General features: G+C 55.6%; 24 protein-coding genes. 11 read left to right on the top strand and 13 right to left on the bottom strand.

What is annotated here, in order from left to right; translation table 11 throughout:
- The first annotated feature begins 47 nt into the window (after positions 1 to 47).
- The gene (locus ACERHN_RS00685; protein WP_415918833.1) at positions 48 to 416 is read left to right on the top strand and encodes a 2-dehydropantoate 2-reductase N-terminal domain-containing protein; all 369 of its coding nucleotides are present in this window, start codon (positions 48 to 50) and stop codon (positions 414 to 416) included.
- Positions 417 to 422: 6 nt separating this feature from the next.
- Positions 423 to 1,067, top strand: coding sequence for a ketopantoate reductase family protein (locus tag ACERHN_RS00680; protein ID WP_415918832.1), 645 nt, complete (start codon positions 423 to 425; stop codon positions 1,065 to 1,067).
- Here ACERHN_RS00680 and ACERHN_RS00675 read toward each other — a convergent pair.
- Positions 1,047 to 1,943, bottom strand: a complete 897-nt coding sequence (locus tag ACERHN_RS00675) for a LysR family transcriptional regulator (RefSeq protein ID WP_415919064.1) — start codon at positions 1,941 to 1,943, stop codon at positions 1,047 to 1,049. The two genes, ACERHN_RS00680 and ACERHN_RS00675, sit on opposite strands and share 21 nt — an antisense overlap.
- A gap of 3 nt (positions 1,944 to 1,946) precedes the next feature.
- A complete protein-coding gene (locus ACERHN_RS00670) occupies positions 1,947 to 2,906 on the bottom strand; it encodes a LysR family transcriptional regulator (protein WP_415919063.1) in 960 nt (319 codons plus the stop codon).
- Positions 2,907 to 3,000: 94 nt separating this feature from the next.
- Between ACERHN_RS00670 and ACERHN_RS00665 the strand changes: the two genes are divergently transcribed.
- The 3 genes from ACERHN_RS00665 (at position 3,001) to ACERHN_RS00655 (ending at position 4,953) form a co-directional block, all read left to right on the top strand.
- Entirely contained in the window at positions 3,001 to 3,636 is a 636-nt protein-coding gene (locus ACERHN_RS00665) for a sulfotransferase family protein (protein ID WP_415919062.1), read from the top strand.
- Positions 3,637 to 3,852: 216 nt separating this feature from the next.
- A complete protein-coding gene (locus ACERHN_RS00660) occupies positions 3,853 to 4,494 on the top strand; it encodes a sulfotransferase family protein (protein ID WP_415919061.1) in 642 nt (213 codons plus the stop codon).
- Positions 4,495 to 4,545: 51 nt separating this feature from the next.
- Complete coding sequence (locus ACERHN_RS00655; protein WP_415919060.1) at positions 4,546 to 4,953, top strand: hypothetical protein; 408 nt, start codon at positions 4,546 to 4,548, stop codon at positions 4,951 to 4,953.
- Positions 4,954 to 4,969: 16 nt separating this feature from the next.
- Here ACERHN_RS00655 and ACERHN_RS00650 read toward each other — a convergent pair whose 3' ends face one another.
- Both ACERHN_RS00650 and ACERHN_RS00645 read right to left on the bottom strand, forming a co-directional pair.
- Positions 4,970 to 5,863: a LysR family transcriptional regulator gene (locus ACERHN_RS00650; RefSeq protein WP_415919059.1), complete on the bottom strand. Its 894-nt coding sequence runs from the start codon at positions 5,861 to 5,863 to the stop codon at positions 4,970 to 4,972.
- 13 nt (positions 5,864 to 5,876) lie between these two features.
- Positions 5,877 to 6,170 (bottom strand): Dabb family protein, encoded by a 294-nt coding sequence (locus tag ACERHN_RS00645; protein ID WP_415919058.1) that lies wholly within the window; start codon positions 6,168 to 6,170, stop codon positions 5,877 to 5,879.
- A 164-nt stretch (positions 6,171 to 6,334) separates the two neighbouring features.
- On the opposite strand from ACERHN_RS00645, the gene ACERHN_RS00640 reads away from it, so the two are divergent.
- Genes ACERHN_RS00640 through ACERHN_RS00625 form a run of 4 tightly spaced genes read left to right on the top strand, consistent with a single transcriptional unit; the run spans position 6,335 to position 9,269 of the window.
- Entirely contained in the window at positions 6,335 to 6,934 is a 600-nt protein-coding gene (locus ACERHN_RS00640) for a TetR/AcrR family transcriptional regulator (RefSeq protein ID WP_415919057.1), read from the top strand.
- Between the two features lie 2 nt (positions 6,935 to 6,936).
- Positions 6,937 to 8,088, top strand: a complete 1,152-nt coding sequence (locus ACERHN_RS00635) for a nucleotide disphospho-sugar-binding domain-containing protein (RefSeq protein ID WP_415919056.1) — start codon at positions 6,937 to 6,939, stop codon at positions 8,086 to 8,088.
- A gap of 39 nt (positions 8,089 to 8,127) precedes the next feature.
- Positions 8,128 to 8,604 (top strand): hypothetical protein, encoded by a 477-nt coding sequence (locus ACERHN_RS00630; RefSeq protein ID WP_415919055.1) that lies wholly within the window; start codon positions 8,128 to 8,130, stop codon positions 8,602 to 8,604.
- Positions 8,605 to 8,624: 20 nt separating this feature from the next.
- Complete coding sequence (locus ACERHN_RS00625) at positions 8,625 to 9,269, top strand: hypothetical protein (RefSeq protein ID WP_415919054.1); 645 nt, start codon at positions 8,625 to 8,627, stop codon at positions 9,267 to 9,269.
- A gap of 289 nt (positions 9,270 to 9,558) precedes the next feature.
- On the opposite strand, the gene ACERHN_RS00620 is transcribed toward ACERHN_RS00625, so the two are convergent.
- Positions 9,559 to 9,840 (bottom strand): hypothetical protein, encoded by a 282-nt coding sequence (locus ACERHN_RS00620; protein WP_415919053.1) that lies wholly within the window; start codon positions 9,838 to 9,840, stop codon positions 9,559 to 9,561.
- Positions 9,841 to 9,960: 120 nt separating this feature from the next.
- Between ACERHN_RS00620 and ACERHN_RS00615 the strand changes: the two genes are divergently transcribed.
- Entirely contained in the window at positions 9,961 to 10,884 is a 924-nt protein-coding gene (locus tag ACERHN_RS00615) for a LysR family transcriptional regulator (RefSeq protein WP_415919052.1), read from the top strand.
- Between the two features lie 458 nt (positions 10,885 to 11,342).
- Here ACERHN_RS00615 and ACERHN_RS00610 read toward each other — a convergent pair whose 3' ends face one another.
- Complete coding sequence (locus ACERHN_RS00610; RefSeq protein ID WP_415919051.1) at positions 11,343 to 12,128, bottom strand: MauE/DoxX family redox-associated membrane protein; 786 nt, start codon at positions 12,126 to 12,128, stop codon at positions 11,343 to 11,345.
- 150 nt (positions 12,129 to 12,278) lie between these two features.
- On the opposite strand from ACERHN_RS00610, the gene ACERHN_RS00605 reads away from it, so the two are divergent.
- Complete coding sequence (locus ACERHN_RS00605; protein ID WP_220750648.1) at positions 12,279 to 12,551, top strand: metal-sensitive transcriptional regulator; 273 nt, start codon at positions 12,279 to 12,281, stop codon at positions 12,549 to 12,551.
- A gap of 4 nt (positions 12,552 to 12,555) precedes the next feature.
- Here ACERHN_RS00605 and ACERHN_RS00600 read toward each other — a convergent pair whose 3' ends face one another.
- The 7 genes from ACERHN_RS00600 to merF all read right to left on the bottom strand — a co-directional run bounded on the left by ACERHN_RS00600 (position 12,556) and on the right by merF (position 15,728).
- Complete coding sequence (locus ACERHN_RS00600) at positions 12,556 to 13,434, bottom strand: CopD family protein (RefSeq protein WP_415919050.1); 879 nt, start codon at positions 13,432 to 13,434, stop codon at positions 12,556 to 12,558.
- On the bottom strand, positions 13,431 to 13,775 hold the full coding sequence (locus tag ACERHN_RS00595; protein ID WP_415919049.1) for a copper resistance CopC family protein: 345 nt from the start codon (positions 13,773 to 13,775) through the stop codon (positions 13,431 to 13,433). Before ACERHN_RS00595 ends, ACERHN_RS00600 begins: the two co-directional genes overlap by 4 nt.
- A gap of 12 nt (positions 13,776 to 13,787) precedes the next feature.
- The gene (locus ACERHN_RS00590) at positions 13,788 to 14,252 is read right to left on the bottom strand and encodes a c-type cytochrome (RefSeq protein WP_415919048.1); all 465 of its coding nucleotides are present in this window, start codon (positions 14,250 to 14,252) and stop codon (positions 13,788 to 13,790) included.
- On the bottom strand, positions 14,252 to 14,587 hold the full coding sequence (locus ACERHN_RS00585) for a DUF411 domain-containing protein (RefSeq protein ID WP_415919047.1): 336 nt from the start codon (positions 14,585 to 14,587) through the stop codon (positions 14,252 to 14,254). The genes ACERHN_RS00590 and ACERHN_RS00585 overlap by 1 nt, the downstream gene beginning before the upstream one ends.
- 190 nt (positions 14,588 to 14,777) lie before the next feature.
- Positions 14,778 to 15,113: a hypothetical protein gene (locus ACERHN_RS00580; protein WP_415919046.1), complete on the bottom strand. Its 336-nt coding sequence runs from the start codon at positions 15,111 to 15,113 to the stop codon at positions 14,778 to 14,780.
- Positions 15,114 to 15,303: 190 nt separating this feature from the next.
- Positions 15,304 to 15,528: a GDCCVxC domain-containing (seleno)protein gene (locus ACERHN_RS00575; RefSeq protein ID WP_415919045.1), complete on the bottom strand. Its 225-nt coding sequence runs from the start codon at positions 15,526 to 15,528 to the stop codon at positions 15,304 to 15,306.
- A complete protein-coding gene (gene merF / locus ACERHN_RS00570) occupies positions 15,504 to 15,728 on the bottom strand; it encodes a mercury resistance system transport protein MerF (protein WP_415919044.1) in 225 nt (74 codons plus the stop codon). The genes ACERHN_RS00575 and merF overlap by 25 nt, the downstream gene beginning before the upstream one ends.
- Between the last annotated feature and the right edge of the window lie 197 nt (positions 15,729 to 15,925).

Below are 15,925 nucleotides of genomic sequence, written 5' to 3'. Positions count from 1 at the left end.
GTTAGCGGCGATGCGTTTTTCCACCTGTCGCGAACGATGCGCCTTGGATGCGGATCGATACAGCCGGATTTCCAGAAAGGTCTGAGCGGATGTCAGATTACCATGTTGCGGTCTTTGGGGGTGGCTCTGTTGGTCTTTGCCTCGCAACGAGCTTTGTAACCGCCGGCGCGCGCGTTTCTCTATTGGTTCGCCAGAACGCACTTGAGGCCCTAAGCCAGACGCCAATCACTGTGTCTGGTCTCCTCGGGGACTATACAGCCCCGCCTGAAATGATCACGCTTTGCGATGCGGCTGACCCGTCCAACGAGGTGCTGAAGAGCGACATACTGATCCTCACGACAAAGGCCTACGATGTCGAGGTTGCGCTCAAGCCATTTGCCGCTGCAGGCACCTGTCCGCCCGTCCTGCTTCTTTAGAACGGTATGGGCTCCGAAGAGATTGTGCGACAGGTTCTTGGCCCGAATACACCCGTCTATTCCAGCGCGATGATGATCGGAATGGAGCGTCACGACCTTGGGCGCATGGAGATCACAGCTCAATCGAGCCCGATCTTTTGTGGCCCTCTGCTAGGCGACAATACGGGGCCAATCCGAAACTTGCTGGATATCGCTGAAAGTGGGTTTGTCCCAATGGCTCTGGATGACGCCATCCGGGAGACCATCTTGTTCAAACTCCTCTTCAACAGCTGCATGAACCCAACCGGTGCCATCACAAAGAAAAGTTATGGCGACCTCTTGCAAAACTCTCATTCGCGGGATGTGATCATCGGCCTCGCCGATGAAACGCTGTCGGCGTATGCAGCAGCATATGATTACCGACCAGCTGACAACGGAAGACACTATGTAGACGAGGTGTTGAGCCCTATCATCTTTCCTCGCGCGGTCGGCCATCATTCATCCATGTTCCAAGATCTTGAGGCAGGACGCAAAACCGAAATGGACTTCTTGAATGGGGCTGTTTGCAGATTGTCCCAAAGTGTGGGTCTAAAAGCGTCGTGGCACCAAAATATCATGCAGCTCATCAAGGCATGCGAACCCGATAGCACCTTAAGGCAAACCGGTCAGTAAGGCGTGGTTATCTTTGAGGAACGCAACCAAGGCATCCAAGACGATCCGCACCCGTTGAGAGCCGCGGGCGGACTCGTGATAGAGGACCCAGGATTCAACTTGATCGAACGGTTCGGGAAAGACCCGTTCGATGTTTGGATTCGTATCGGCAAGTGCGCAAAAGAGAGAGCCGATGCCAGCGCCCTGCTCGATCATCATCTGAGCAGAGTCAGTGTTTTCCACGCGGATGCTTGGGCGGTCAGGATTGTCTAACCGATCGATGAAAGCCGATGCTTTTGAAGGAGAGTTCCCGGTGCCGATCCGTACAAGTGTGTGTTCGCGCAAATCGTCGGGTTTGTTTGGGCGACCGTGTTTCTCAAAGTAAGTCTTTGATCCATAAAAAGCGCGTCCCCAAGTGAATGAATAGGCGACGACGAGCGCCGGATCCTTGGGCTCGCGCGTACGCACAGCAATATCTGCCTCGCCTTTTGCAAGGTCGAAGGCTGAGATGGAACTAATGAGGTCAACATACAGACCCTCAAATGCCTCGGCGATTTGGTGAACCAAAGGCCGCAGGACGTGGGCCGCAGTGGGGACGCAAGCGATCTTTACTGTGCCGGTTGGTTGCTGGCGCATCGCGCTCACATTGATCCGGGCGTCATTGACGACCGCATCCATTTGCTTTGCGGCGTCAGCAATGACCAAGCCTTCGGGGGTGAAGGTAAATTCACCCCCGCCCCTTATGACGAGAGGTGTCCCAAAAGCCTGCTCAGCGGCGGCCAACCGACGGCTTACGGTCGATGTATCCACACCAAGAAGGCGCGCAGCACCGGATACAGACCCTTCATTTTTCAATGCGAGGACCACACGGAAGTGGGTCCAATTCGGGTTTGCCATCGCTTACCGATCTCCTCTTTTGGAAGCGTTGGCACCCAAAGCGTTCAAAGCTATCTCATGGACATGTTCATATGCATTGATCACGGTTGATCGTAACCATTTGCCCCCGGGGTCCTGCGACAGGCGCGCACTCCAAAAGAAGCGAAAGGTGATATCTGGCAGATCGACCGGCGGACGCTTGGCGATCAGCCCGTAGGTCTTCATATCGTCGGCCATAAACAAGGGCACTGTGGTGCCGAGCATGTTCGTGCGGGCAAGAAGCGGCGCGACACCAGAGAACTCGGGAAGATGCGCCCCGATCCGGCGCTCCATGCCATCACGTGCGACGCGATCTTCTACAGTTTGGCGCGCAGCATTGGACATGCCTACCATGACGTGGGGCCAGTCAAGCCAGGCTTGCCTAGTCCAGTTTGCCGCCGCCGGGTGGTCACCACGCATAAAGGTATACCGCTGCAGTGTCGGCATTTTCTGTTCCATCAGACCTTCGGGCAACGTCTTGTCGGCACCAAGCAACGCAAGGTCGATCTGCTCATCTGCCACTGATGTGTAGAGATCCGGCCCCAAGTTCACCCATTCAAGTGACACGCCCGGGGCCTCTTTATTGATGCGCGAAAAAACTTCAGCAATGAGGGATGTGATTGCCGGTACAGCAATTCGAAAAGTGCGCGTGCTGGTCGCTGGGTCGAAAGGTTTCGGCGGGGTTATCACCCTTTGAATGCTCCGCAAGATCGGACGTACATCCTCGATCAAGCTTTCCGCAAAGGGCGACGGCTGCATCTTGCCGCCGACCTTTACCATGAGCGGATCACCTACTTGTTCGCGCAATCGGGCCAGCGCATGGCTGACCGCCGATGGCGTTTTGTTAAGCCGTTCAGCCGCCTTTGCGACACTGCCCTCGGTCATAAGCGCCTCGAAAGTCACGAGTAAATTGAGGTCGAGGCGGCTGAGCTGAATATCGTTCATGATGCATGAAATCGTTTCGGTAGGTTTCTGCTGAATTCTGCTCAACAACCTTTGCCAGATGCAACGCGCTCAAACAAGCGAAGGAGAATAGCAAATGTCATTGAAAGTCATCGGATCGGGCTTTGGCCGCACCGGCACTATGTCCACCAAGCTCGCGCTCGAACAGCTGGGTTTTGGCCCTTGCCACCACATGACCGAAATCATGGGCAATCCGAACCAACCCGCATACTGGGACGCATATGCTGACGGCGCAGAGGTTGATTGGGCAGATGTCTTTGCTGGCTACGGCGCGCAGGTCGACTTCCCCGGTGCCACCGTTTGGCACCAGCTGTCTATTGCATTCCCGGATGCCAAGATCCTGCATAACGAGCGCCCCGAAGAAGATTGGTGGGCTAGCTATTCCGGTACGATTAACAAGTTCTGGCAACATCGGACACAGCTCGATCTGCCCCCGCCCATCGCCGCGATTTTTGAGACGATGGACAAGATCATCGTGCAGGATCTGATCGGCGGCACAGATAAGGACAGTGCGATCAAGGCATATCGGCACAACAATGAAAAGGTTCGCGATACCATTCCAGCGGACAGATTGCTCGTCTTCACGCCGACCGATGGATGGGAACCGCTCTGCCGTTTCCTTGAAGTCGATATACCTGATGGGGACTTTCCACGCAGCCATGCTCGTGACGAGTTCTGGGCTCATTTTGGCGGAGAGCCGACTGATACCTGAACAAGTTCGGTTTGGTCGCAAGAGCAGCAGGCATTTTTGCAATCGGTCTTTGCGATCTTCTCTGGCGCGCGGGCACAGCCGCTTTGGTAAGCTCTAATCATCGCTGAAATGAAAAGCCAACAGCAATCTTCGGTGACGGTTGTTTGACCCGTCACCGACCGATCCCCTGCGGCCTCATGACAGCAAATGGACCGCGAAACAGGAAAGGAAATTTCAATGGCCCTCAAGATCATCGGAACCGGAATGAGCCGCACCGGCACCTTGTCCTCCAAAACGGCACTCGAAACCTTAGGCTTTGGTCCGTGTCATCACATGATGGAACTCTTTGCGAACCCGGCCCAGGTGGCAAAATGGGTCGAGGTTGCGCGTTGCGAGCCCGTCGCATGGGACGCTGTCTTCGATCGCTACGAGTCTCAGGTCGATTTTCCCGGTGGCCGCGTCTGGCAGCAGACAATCCACGCCTTTCCAGATGCCAAGGTTCTGCACACTGAACGACCAGAGGAGGATTGGTGGGCCAGTTTCAGCAAAACAGTGCTGAAGGTCTGGGCAAATCATCAGCGTCTGACCCAGAACATGCCGCAGCACATTCAGGACATCTTTATCAAACTCACGCCGTTTTACATCGACGATACATTTGGGGGCCTACCGGACAAGGAGATGGCGCTGACGGCTTACCGGCGCAACAATCGTCTGGTGCGCGAACTCGTACCCGCCGATCGCCTGCTCGTTTTCACACCATCTGATGGCTGGGCGCCCTTGTGCGATTTCCTGAACGTCCCTGTCCCGCAAGCGCCGTTCCCGCGCAGCAACGGGCGCGAAGAGTTTTGGGACAATTTTGATGAAGAGCCCGCCGACTGAAAAGGCGCGCTTACCGATTTCAAAGACATACGCTTCATAAAGGATTTAACCATGACGCGACTTCTACTTGCTGCGCTCGTCACGCTCGCCACATTTCAGCCTGTCACCTCACAAACACCTACTGACACAGCCTGGATGATCGTCCAACATGACGTTGCCGATCTTGAAGCATGGCGCGATGTGTTCGATAGCGGCTTATCCGTACGACAAAGCGCGGGCGAATTGCAGTTTCAGATTCTGACCATGGACGGGCCACCTGCGACAGTTCTCGCTATTTTCGAATGGACCAGCGAAGAGGCCGCTTTGGCCTTTGTCAATGATCCTGTCGTGCGAAACGCGATGACATCGGCTGGAGTTATTTCAGAACCCGTCATTACTTTACACGACAACGATCCACGTTACTGGATCACATCAGATGAACCTGCAGAGACCTCTGCGGATACAACGTCAAACAATTGAATCCAGGGATCTCTAGTCAGGTTCCCGAAAGACGTGCGGTCCGCTCGCGCAAATACGGCACCAGCGCATCAAGAACCGCACGCACTTTGGCCGACCCGCGTGCAGACTCATGATACAGCACCCAGCTGTTCATCTGGTCGAATGGATCAGGAAAGACGCGCTCGAGGCTTTGGCTGGCGTCTCCGACCAGGCAGAAAAGTTGGCCAATTCCCTCGCCTTGTTCGATGATCGTCCGGGCAGAGTCCGAGTTTTCCACACGTGTTGCCGGCTTGTCCGGGTCAGCGAACTGCTCAATCCATCCAAACGCTCTGGTTTGTAACAGTGTGGTCCCACAGAGGACGAGCCGATGATGACGAAGCTCTTCGTGTGATTTCGGACGTCCGAATGTCGAAAGGTATTCTTTCGATGCATAAAGACAGCTTCCCCAGGTGAATGTGTGGGCGATAACGAGGCCAGGATCAGTCGGAGGAATGGTTCTCACCGCGATATCCGCTTCGCCCTTTGCGAGATCCATGCTCGCCTTAGAACTGATTACTTCGACTCCTAGCCCCGGAAAAGCTTCGGCGATCTCATTTGCAAACGAACGCAACAGATGCACAGCGGTTTGGACACAGGCAATCCGCACGGTTCCAACAGGCTTTTCACGCATCGAGCGCACGGAATTCGATGTTGCGCTGATCTTGGCATCCATGTCCTCTGCTGCATCAAGCACAGCGCGGCCTTCGGCGGTGAACTGGAACTTGCCGCCACCCCGGATAATCAGCGGTGCGCCAAAAACCTCTTCGGCCGTAGCAAGGCGGCGGCTGATAGTTGAGGCATCAACCCCGAGAAGTTTCGCGGCCCCTGTTACCGACCCACCCTTACTCAGTGCGAGAATGATCCGGAAATCACTCCAGTTCGGCTCCGCCATCTACCGCGCGCGCCTACATCTCATGCTGGATCGCCGAAAGTTTGGCGGTCACATGCTTTGCGTGATCTTCGACATAAGCCTTATGGATGTCGCTGGACACATACTGGCGAAACGCGTCCATATCCGCGAAATCGGCGACGAGAGCGGCATCGTGGTGGTTCGGGCCACTGCCTACATTTGTGCCGAGTGTGAAGGAAATCACCTCTTCGCTCGTATCGCATAGGTTCGTCACGGCGGCCCGCCAAGCCGCAAGCTGTGCCTCTGTCGCTTCGGGCTTGAATGAGACGAGTACGATGTGGCGCAGCATGCAATTCTCTTTCTCTTGAGCTACCGGCACAGTGAGCGAGTGGGCGCAGTTTATCAAGGCGCGTTGGGCACTCGAGCCTGGCACGCCGACAGCTGAAGGATTCACCAACATATTTCATGAGAATCTAATTGACATGAATTATAATTCGTGTGAGTCAAGTGCACATGAACTCGAAGACTCGCAAATATGACGGCTCTAAGCGCAAGGCTCAAGCCGAAGCGCGGCGGCAGCACATCCTGAAATGCGCAGCCCAAGTGCTCGGCAATGCGCAGGCTGATGAGTTCCGGCTTGAGGACGTTGCGAGCAAGGCTGGGGTAAGCGTTCAGACAATTTTGCGCGCCTTTGGCAGCAAGGACGGTCTGACCGTCGCCACACTCGAAAGCGTGGCCCCCGATGGCGTTAACTTCACGGCCTTTGCCAACATTGAGATTGATGATCTCGAAGACTTCGTACGCACGGTATTTGCGGCCTACGATAAGATCGGCGATCTCGTGATGCGGGCCCTGGCGGAAGAGCATCGCTCCCCTGTGTTTCAAGGCGCACTTGATGTTGGGCGGACCTATCATGTGGAGTGGATTTCCGTGGTTTTTGCGCCTTATCTCGCACGCCGATCGCCCGCGGAACGGGACCTTCTTTTCCATGCGCTGATGACCGCGACAGACATCTACATTTGGAAAATCCTGCGAAGGGATGAGGGTCTCAACTTTGATGAGACCGTCGCAACAGTCGTTTTCACACTCAAATCACTCATTCAGGAGAAATAAATATGACGAAATATCTTTGGCTTAGCCATTCCAGCGGCGGCAACCTTCCCCCGAGCCTTGGCGTCGCGAGCGCGTTGCGCAAACGCGGACATGAGGTTGTATTCGCTACTAAACCCGACACGATTGCACGCATTGAAGGCGAGGGGTTTCGCGGCATTGGCTTCAAAAACGCCTACACCCAGGTCGACAAATACCCCGATATTGGGCCGATCACCCGCATCGCCTGTTCGCTGACATCGCCCGATGTTGCGGAGGAGATCAAAGAGGTCGTCGCCTCAGAGCAGCCGGACGCCATCATGGTCGATGCGATGTTCCCTGCAGCGCTGGACATCGCCCCGTCTTTTGGCGTGCCGACAACTGTGTTTTGCCATACCTTCCTGTGGCGTCAGTTGGATGCCTGGCAAGGGATCATGACGAAACTGGGTGAACTGCGCGCCGCCGCTGGTTTTGAACCATTGCCCGACATGGAAACGCTGTGGAAAGCGCAGACCCGAATGATCGTCACATCAGTCGCAGCCCTTGATGATGCACCCTTGTCTGGCTGGGATCATGTCACCCACATCGGCCCGGTCTTGAACAACGAAGCGCCTGCGCAGCCGATTGACCTGCCTTGGACCACGGACGATGCAACGCCGCTTGTTCTAGTCAGCTACACAACCACAGAACTGCAGGACCCTTCTAAGGTGCAAACTGCGCTTGACGGGCTGGCCGACCTTGATGCGCACGTAGTTGTAACAACAAGCATGGCCATCGATCCGGCTGATCTTACGATCCCGGGGAATGCTCATGTCGTGCAATACGCAGACCACAATGCCATCCTCGCGCGCGCCGATTTGTGCGTGACCCATGGCGGGCACGGAACGATGATGCGCGCCCTCAAACACGGCGTTCCCATGGTGGTGATCCCCGGCTTCCCGCACGATCAGGCTCCCAATGCGGCGCTTATCGAAAAGCTAGGTGCCGGTTTGGCTCTCCCCGGTGACGCCTCTGCGGCCGCGCTTGCGGAGGCGGCTGGCCAGATCATGACCGATCCGTCGTTCAAGGGCAGAGCGCAAGAGAGGGCCACGGCTCTCCAGAACCTTGATGGAGCAACCTCCGCTGCGGATTTGCTAGAGGCTCTGGTGGCTGACAAAGTGACCGAAACTGTTGCCTAACCCAATTAGCGTCCAAAATCTTCCAGAAAAGAGGATAAGATGACACAGATTTTGCAGATTGCCGCGATTGCTGCGGCCACGCTCGGGACGGGTGCAGCAACGCTCACCGTGATGAATGAAGACATTCCTGACCTCGCTGTGCCCGAAGGCGAGTGGACTGCGTCAGGCGTGCTAGATGGGATTTCGTTCAGCGTATCCGGAACGGACGTCGCGAGTGGTGCAGAGTTGGAAGACGAGATCATTTTTCGCGACGGCACATTCCAATCCGTTGATTGCGAACAATACTGCAATTTCGGGTGGTCCGAATATCTGACCAAAGAAATCGACGGGGTAATCCATTTTACCGCCACGGCGCTTTGCCCCGATGCCCCACACACTGTGGTTTGGTATGGCACGCTTGAAGGGGATGAATTGGCGATTGACCTGACTTGGACGACCCGTCGTTGGTACTGGACCAACCAAATCCAGATCAGGGGTACTGGAGTGGCAATCCAGCCAGAGATGGTCGCAGGCTAAGCGCCCCTATGAAGCCTCACGTGTTGAGCCTGCGTGGCCTAATTCTCAAGATTGGTATCCTGATTGGTTTCATCGTGCTGGCGACATGGGGCGTGCACGTGATCCGAGACGCGCTGGACCTACAGATCCGACCGGACAATGAACAGCAGGTTCATAGAGCGATTATGATCGGCGCAGTGGCCTATGTCGGGCTTCTTGCGTTGCCGTTTGTCCCGGGTGCTGAGATCGGCATTGCACTGCTCACGGCGTTCGGCGCGGCAATCGCCCCTCTGATCTACGTCTGTACTGTCGCTGCGATGATGTTGGCCTTCACGATTGGACGGTTCCTGCCGATCAGCTCGTTGGAACGGCTCTTTAGGGTTTTGCGTTTAACGCGAGCAGCCGACTTGGTGGCAAAAGCTGCCCCATTATCCAAAGATGATCGGCTCGCAATGCTGCTGGAAGGGCAATCAAAACGCGCTGTTTCCATTGCAGTGCGGTACCGCTACCTGGCGATTGCTCTTGCAGTAAACATGCCAGGCAATTCTATCATCGGTGGGGGTGGTGGGATCATGATGATCGCAGGATTGAGCGGGATTTTCACACCTCTCGCAACCTTCCTTACCGTCGTGATCGCCGTTTCGCCAGTGCCGCTTGCAGTCCTGTTCTTGGGATTACAGTTCTGAGCAAGCCAGAGGCATCTTGTGCGAGCCGGTTTGAGCCCAACGTGCTGGATGTTGAGCTTCGTATCAATACCTGCTCATATTGTCGCGCCGCCACCACCATTTAATCGGAAACGACGGCGCTCTGTGTATGTAGCTAGCGTCGACTAACACCAAAACTGTGGACGCCCGGCGTAATGAGATTGCCGTTGATGTAGTGTCCATGCGCGGACGGCGTCGTCAATTTCTTGTTTCGATGTCTGACGACGAGGAACCGGACCCATCCAACAGAATAGAAGTCTCAGACGCTTCATTACCTCGTTCCTTCAGTCTCGAGGAAATATGAAAGCTGTTCGAGGAACCCGTATTTCCGCATCATCGCGTCCCCTTCCGCCGTCCGCGTTGCTTTTCGCAAACCATCCAGGTCGTGCACATCGACAACAACAGCGATTTGGTTTGGATCGTTGGGGTCATCCAAAATCTTTGCCGGTCCGGCGTAGCCTCCCAACAGCGCGTCATGTTCGGCGTGGAATGCTTCAAGCTCTGCTGCGTCCGGCTTGTGAGAAATGCGTGCGATAGAAACCATCAAGGTCATGATCTTGCTTCCTTTTTCTGTCTGAACCGTCGCTTATTCGCGACTGAAGCAAGGATTGCGCAAAACCTACTGTGGAATAAGATAGCTATTATTCGCTTTATAATTCGATAGGATCGAACAATGATCGATCAGCTGCGCGCCATGGCGATTTTTCAATCTGTCGCTGAGTTAGGCTCCTTTCGGGGGGCTGCCAGTAAGCTGAACCTATCTCCATCGGTGATCAGTCACCACATTACCCAACTGGAAGACCAGCTTGGCTTGCCGCTTCTTTATCGATCGACCCGACGCATGTCGCTGACTGATGCGGGCCGTGACTTGCTTGCTGCCAGCCAACGCATGACATCAGCGGCGCAAGAAGGGCTTGCCGCCATCAACCGGCGCGTTGAACAACCGGTTGGCACGCTGACAATTACCGCCAATGCCTCAAGCTCAGAGCGCCCTTATGCAGATCTTTACGCCGGTTTCGCGCGGGCCTATCCCAAGGTGCAGCTGACCCTTCACATGTCCGACAAGAATGTAAATCTGGAAGGGTCGCACTACGACGTAGCCATTCGCGGTCGAATGACGGACCTCAACGACAGTAGCTACAAAGCACGCAAACTTGGCAGTCTGGAATTCTGCATTTTTGCCGCGCCTGACTATGTTCGAGAACGTCCACCGCTCAAGACCATCGACGATCTTGCAGATTGGGACCGCATCGCGTGCCCGGCTATTCCATGGGCCAGTATCGCGACAACTATTGAAGGCACCGCGCCAACGCGCGAGCCGAGAACACTGATGACCTGCGATAACTATGCCATGGCCCGTGCCTTTGTGGAGGACGGCATGGGGTTCATGATCGAAACTTATCCTATCGTTGCGGAAGACTTACGGAACGGGCGACTGGTGGAGTTGCTTCCAGACGTCAGGCTGAGGCCCATCGATGTGTATGCCGTTTATCCAGCGAACGCCCCGTCCGATAGTCTTGCCAAACTGTTTGTTGACTATGCAGTTGCGCAAAAGTGGCTCTTCGGAGGTGCGGAAAATAGACTTGATCGATCATGAACCTTGAATGTGCTTGGGAAGCTCGTCCTTTGGAAGTTAGTGTTGGTGCAGTTGTAGCGAGCTAAGCGCTCGACCACGGCTTGATCCTTGAATGTTTGGTTTCCGCTGCGTCTTGCATGAACGGCCTGTTTTCTCGCCGCACAGCGACAAAGAGATTTACGCTTTTGCAGCAATTTTCGTGCTGCGTGCGCGCGCAGCGAGAAACCACAATGACTGCCTTGGGCTCACAGGCGACATCGGTGGCAACGCAGCATGTGCGATGCAGAGTAGTCAACCGACCTACACAGACGGCCCTTAGCAGACATTCACCGACCAGCTCGGATGCTGCGGTCGCAGCCCGCATTGCCGACATTCGCTGCTAGCGCAAAATTCAGCGGTGGCCAAACTCACAGTCTGCGGACAAATCTGCCGTTCAAAGTTTGCTCTCAAAGGTCTGCTTTTGGACTTTAGCAATAAACTCAGACCATCAGCCAAAGCATCACAACCGCCATTCCGACCATCATCAGGTTTTCGGTGAGGCTAACGAACCCAAGTGGGACATTCGAATTTCCACCGACGCAGGCACATTTGAGCTCGCGTTTGTCGATGTAGACGGACTTGAAGACGCTGATGGCGCCGATGCTCGCGATGAAGAGCGCAGCCGGGGCAGACACCCAGGTCAGGATCATCCCGGTCATGAGGATACCCGCGCCCGTTTCCACGAACGGATAGATATAAGCGTAAGGGACCCACTTCCGCGCCAGGAGGTCGTAGTTGAGGAACATCGTGGAGAATCCCTCGACATCGCGCAACTTCTGCATTCCCAGAAGGATCATGGAAACGGAGATGAACCAGCCGAGTGTCTGCCAGGTAATCGCACCGAGGAACCCAATTGAGAGCGCGGTGGCGGTGAGTGCAGCGACAGCGAAGAGATAGAGCACGGGTCGGTAGGTGGTCGCTTTCGGGTCCCAGACGGTGAGCTTTTCACGCAGGTCCGTGTAGCCACCAACGCGTTCGCCTTCGATCCATGCTTGGGGCGTCGTCTTGACGTCGTGCTCGGCCTTGAAAGCGTCAACTTGGGAACGGGTTCGGAAAAGCCGGTCATCGACATCATATCCCTGACGTTCAAGAAGCCAGCGCGCCTTTTGCCCGGATGGGCATAGATGATCTGGCAAGGCCATTCGGTAAAGCACAGCCGTCTTACCCATCGCTACTTCGGCCGAATTTGTATCAATGTCGGCGACGTCGCGCGTGTCCTTGGGCATTGGTTTTTCCTTTTCCATACGCTTGCTTTGGGGGCTGTACTTGCGTGAGCACTGCTCGATTCTTATACCCCTATAGGGTATATAATCAAGACTCTGGACTGAAATCTGTACTCACTCGACTTTTTCACCGGCGTCATGCGAAAAGGGACTATGCACGAAAACCGCGAAGCCACTTTGAAACGTCTTAAACGCCTTGAGGGTCAGGTCCGAGGGATCGCCCGGATGGTGGAAGAGGACCGCTATTGCGTTGATGTCCTGACGCAGATTGCGGCGGTGCGCGCCGCTCTCAAAGGCGTCGAAAAGCTCGTGATCGATGACCATGCGTCGCATTGCATCGAGGATGCACTGGCCTCGGGTGATCGGGAGGACCAGCGGGCGAAGTTCACCGAACTCCTTGAATTGCTCGATAAGGCACGCGGCTAAACTGTCACAGATTCACGGGTGGCGTCGTTACACTGGTGATCGTTGCTGTTGCTAATAGGATTACGCAGACGGCTAGTATCTCCATAAAAATAGACCGCCGCAGTGTCTGCATTATGCCAGGTTCCTCTGCGCGCAAAGCAGGAACCAACTTCAACTTATTGAAAGCCGCAAAGCCCAGGAGCACTGCAACAAGCGCGACTTTGAGGAGTAGTGCTAAACCATAGGCCGTCCCAAGCAAGGCAGTCACGGAGCCTGAAAGGAGCCAAGCGAGCGATGTGCCTGCGAGAATAAGAGCCGCTACGCCGCCAGCGGCGAGATTACCAAAATAGTGCAACAGATCAGCACCGGCTGGAGCAAGTGCTGCCCGCCGCAAAGGTATGAGAGCGCCAACCCAGAAAGCAACGGCTAGAAGATGCAGCACCAGCAGGACTGCCAGGGCTGCTCGGGGCTCCCCAAGAGCGTGGCCCACTTGAGCAAAGGATATCGCGACAGCAAGGCTGCCTGCCAAAGCGATCCATTGTCCAACACGTGGCACCAGAATTGCAACTATCGCAAGTTCTCCCATCCCGCGCCAAATCGCGGCGGTACCAAGTGGGCTGTCCCAAACGAAACCGAGCATCATTGGGTCGGTCGCGCCCTCGATGCCCATCCCGGATATCCGTGCCGCGCGGATGCCGAACCGGACGGCCAGCACCGCGAGACCGACAAGTGCCGCACCTACTGCAAGCTGCCTCGCAAGGCGCAGTATCGATGCCTCACCCCTTTGAGAAAAGACGGCTGAAAACAGAACGCCTCCCATCGCGAGCAAAGCCGCGCCATAGCCAATCGCCTTGGCCAAGATGGCCAAAACGACAAGACCGTCGATCGGTGCGAGTCCGGTCACTCAGCCACCGTGAAAGAGAAGCTTCCCTGCATTGGGTGGCCGTCCGACGCCATGCCGCGCCAGTCGAAGCGATAGATTCCAGGCGGAAGGTCTTCTGATGGCAAAGCCCGGAATTCTGTAGCGGGGTCCATACCTGTCTCGCGTTCGATTTCGACATCTCCATCTGGAGAGGTGAGCGTGACTGATATGATGCGCATGGGATCATCGAACCGCATTGAAAGCTCCGGCACTTCTGTGACTGTCGCACCGTTGGCGGGTGTTGTGGCCTCAGACTTCGAATGCGCGAAGGCGAGAGCAGGAGCAACTACAACGGCCAAGCCAAGAAGAGTTTGTTTGATCATCTGAATTTTCCTCTATTCGGGCTGGGCATTCAGTTCGTCGTGATACTGACGAAGGTCATCAGGCCAAGTTGATTTGATGAAGGACAGCACCGCAATGATCTCGTCATCGGTAAGCACACCCTCATAGACAGGCATGCCGGATGGTGGCGCGTTCTCCATCAGACCAGCAAGCCCATACTTGGTCAGGGTGAAAAGCGTCTCGTCATCATGGTGCCACGTATGGCCTGTTGCGTCATGCGGCGGTGCCGGGAGCAAACCATCCTCGCCACGTATACGCCAGTTTGGCTGCCCCTCGAGGCGCGCACCATGGCAAGCGGCGCATTGGTCTGCGTAGATGCTTTGGCCCACTGCGATCACTTCGGCGTCGTCAGGCGTCAAAATACCAACCGTCTGGGAAGGTTGCGCGATAACAAATGCGGCGACGAAACCGGCGAGCGTGAGCCCACCGGTTAGCAAAATGGCTTTCCGACTTACCATCAGGTGTCGAACGGCTGCGCCGTACCAGCGCGGTAGTATACTGTGCCGGTGCCAGCCTCTCCACCAAATGCAATGACATCGTAGCGGGCGGACGGGTCGTCGCCCATGCCGGGAGAGCCCATCGGCATGCCCGGAACGGCAAGCCCGGTGATGTCCGGGCGATCCTGCAAAACGGTTTCCAATGCTTCGAACGGCACATGCCCTTCGAAGACATATCCAGCCGCTTCAATAGTGTGGCAGGAGGCGAACTCAAGCGGAATGCCGCGCTCTGACTTTTGCGCCTCGGGATCGGTCAGTTCCTCGACGGTGACAGCGTAACCGCGAGTGCGGGCCAAGTCAGCCCAGGCGTGACAGCACCCGCAGCCGGGCGAAGCGAGAACACGCATAGATGTGCCAGCACGTGCAGGCAGGGCAGCCATGACAAGACCTGTTGCAGATAGGGTGGTGAAGTGACGACGTGTGATCATGTCTGTCGGTCCTTTGATTTGAAAGTTGAATGAACTGCGGGCAAGCGCCCGTTGCCGCTCAGACTTTCGGAGGACCGGTTGGGACAGCCAGCGTCAGGTTTGCAAAGTCGAAATCATCGTACAGAACACTAACAACCGATCTGCTCGCAGGAATTACCTGCAAAATAGCGGAAGTGGCCGCGACATCGCCAAAACAGGGCATTGGCCCCATGCCGCTGGTGGCGTCGCAGCAGTCCGCGAGTGCCTTCTCAGCATCAGCCAAAAGATCGCTTTCTGACATTTGGGCGTGGTGGTCGGCGTGATCCGATCCATGGTTCAAGCTATGCATCATAGACGCGGTGGAGGCACCGGCGAATGCAAAGACAAGAATGATCGACAGAACCAAACGAAACATGCTCAATACCTACTGGGGGTATATAGCTTTGACAAGTCACGAGGATGTGTCGCCGTAATCGAACCCGGCTAAGGTCTCTTAAGGATATGAATGGATTAGTACTCTAACGCCGGAGATGCCATTCGTGCCGCATGCCGAGACTGTCCATTTTGCGGCCCCTACCAAGTTGCAGCAAGGTGCCGAAGGCCCGCTATGCGCAACAGGACTTGCCTTCTTGTATCGGAGGACAAGGCACCGTCGCGTAAGAACAGTAGACGCAACAGTCGCCTTCGAGTGGTTTGAGGACTGCGTTGCAGCTTTTACACTCGTAGAACCATTGGCAGGCATCCGTCGGCATCGTTTCCGTCTCAACATGCCCACAAGATGGACAGGTCAGAGTGGATTCCAAGACTACTTTTGTTGCTTCTGTCGCCATAACGCGTACCCCGTCAGTATCAGAAAACCTGCCAAAATCGGCAGTAACACAGCGTCGTTGTAGATAATGCCAAGTAGGCCGGTCAGACCAAGGGCCGTAAGCACAATCGGCAGCAACGGCGTGAAGCAGCAAAGGATTGCGAGGATCGTTCCGCCCACTCCTAGTACCAGTAGCTTGTTTTTCATCGGGTCGATCTCCACAAATCCCACATGAACCTTTGCGCTGAGGCTTCCCAGTATGGAGATGACAACGCAGCCAAGAAGGCGGTGGTGGCGAGGGATGCCCAGACGACAGCGGATCGCCTACGCCTGGTGCATGCCCTAGGCCAGATCACCCGACACCACGCCCATATGAGCGCGATGCCGACAGCGGCAAGGATGAAACCCCGATAAGCTAT

Source organism: Tateyamaria rhodophyticola (assembly GCF_047777875.1).
Lineage (GTDB): Bacteria > Pseudomonadota > Alphaproteobacteria > Rhodobacterales > Rhodobacteraceae > Tateyamaria.
This window is presented reverse-complemented; position numbering and strand designations above follow the sequence as displayed.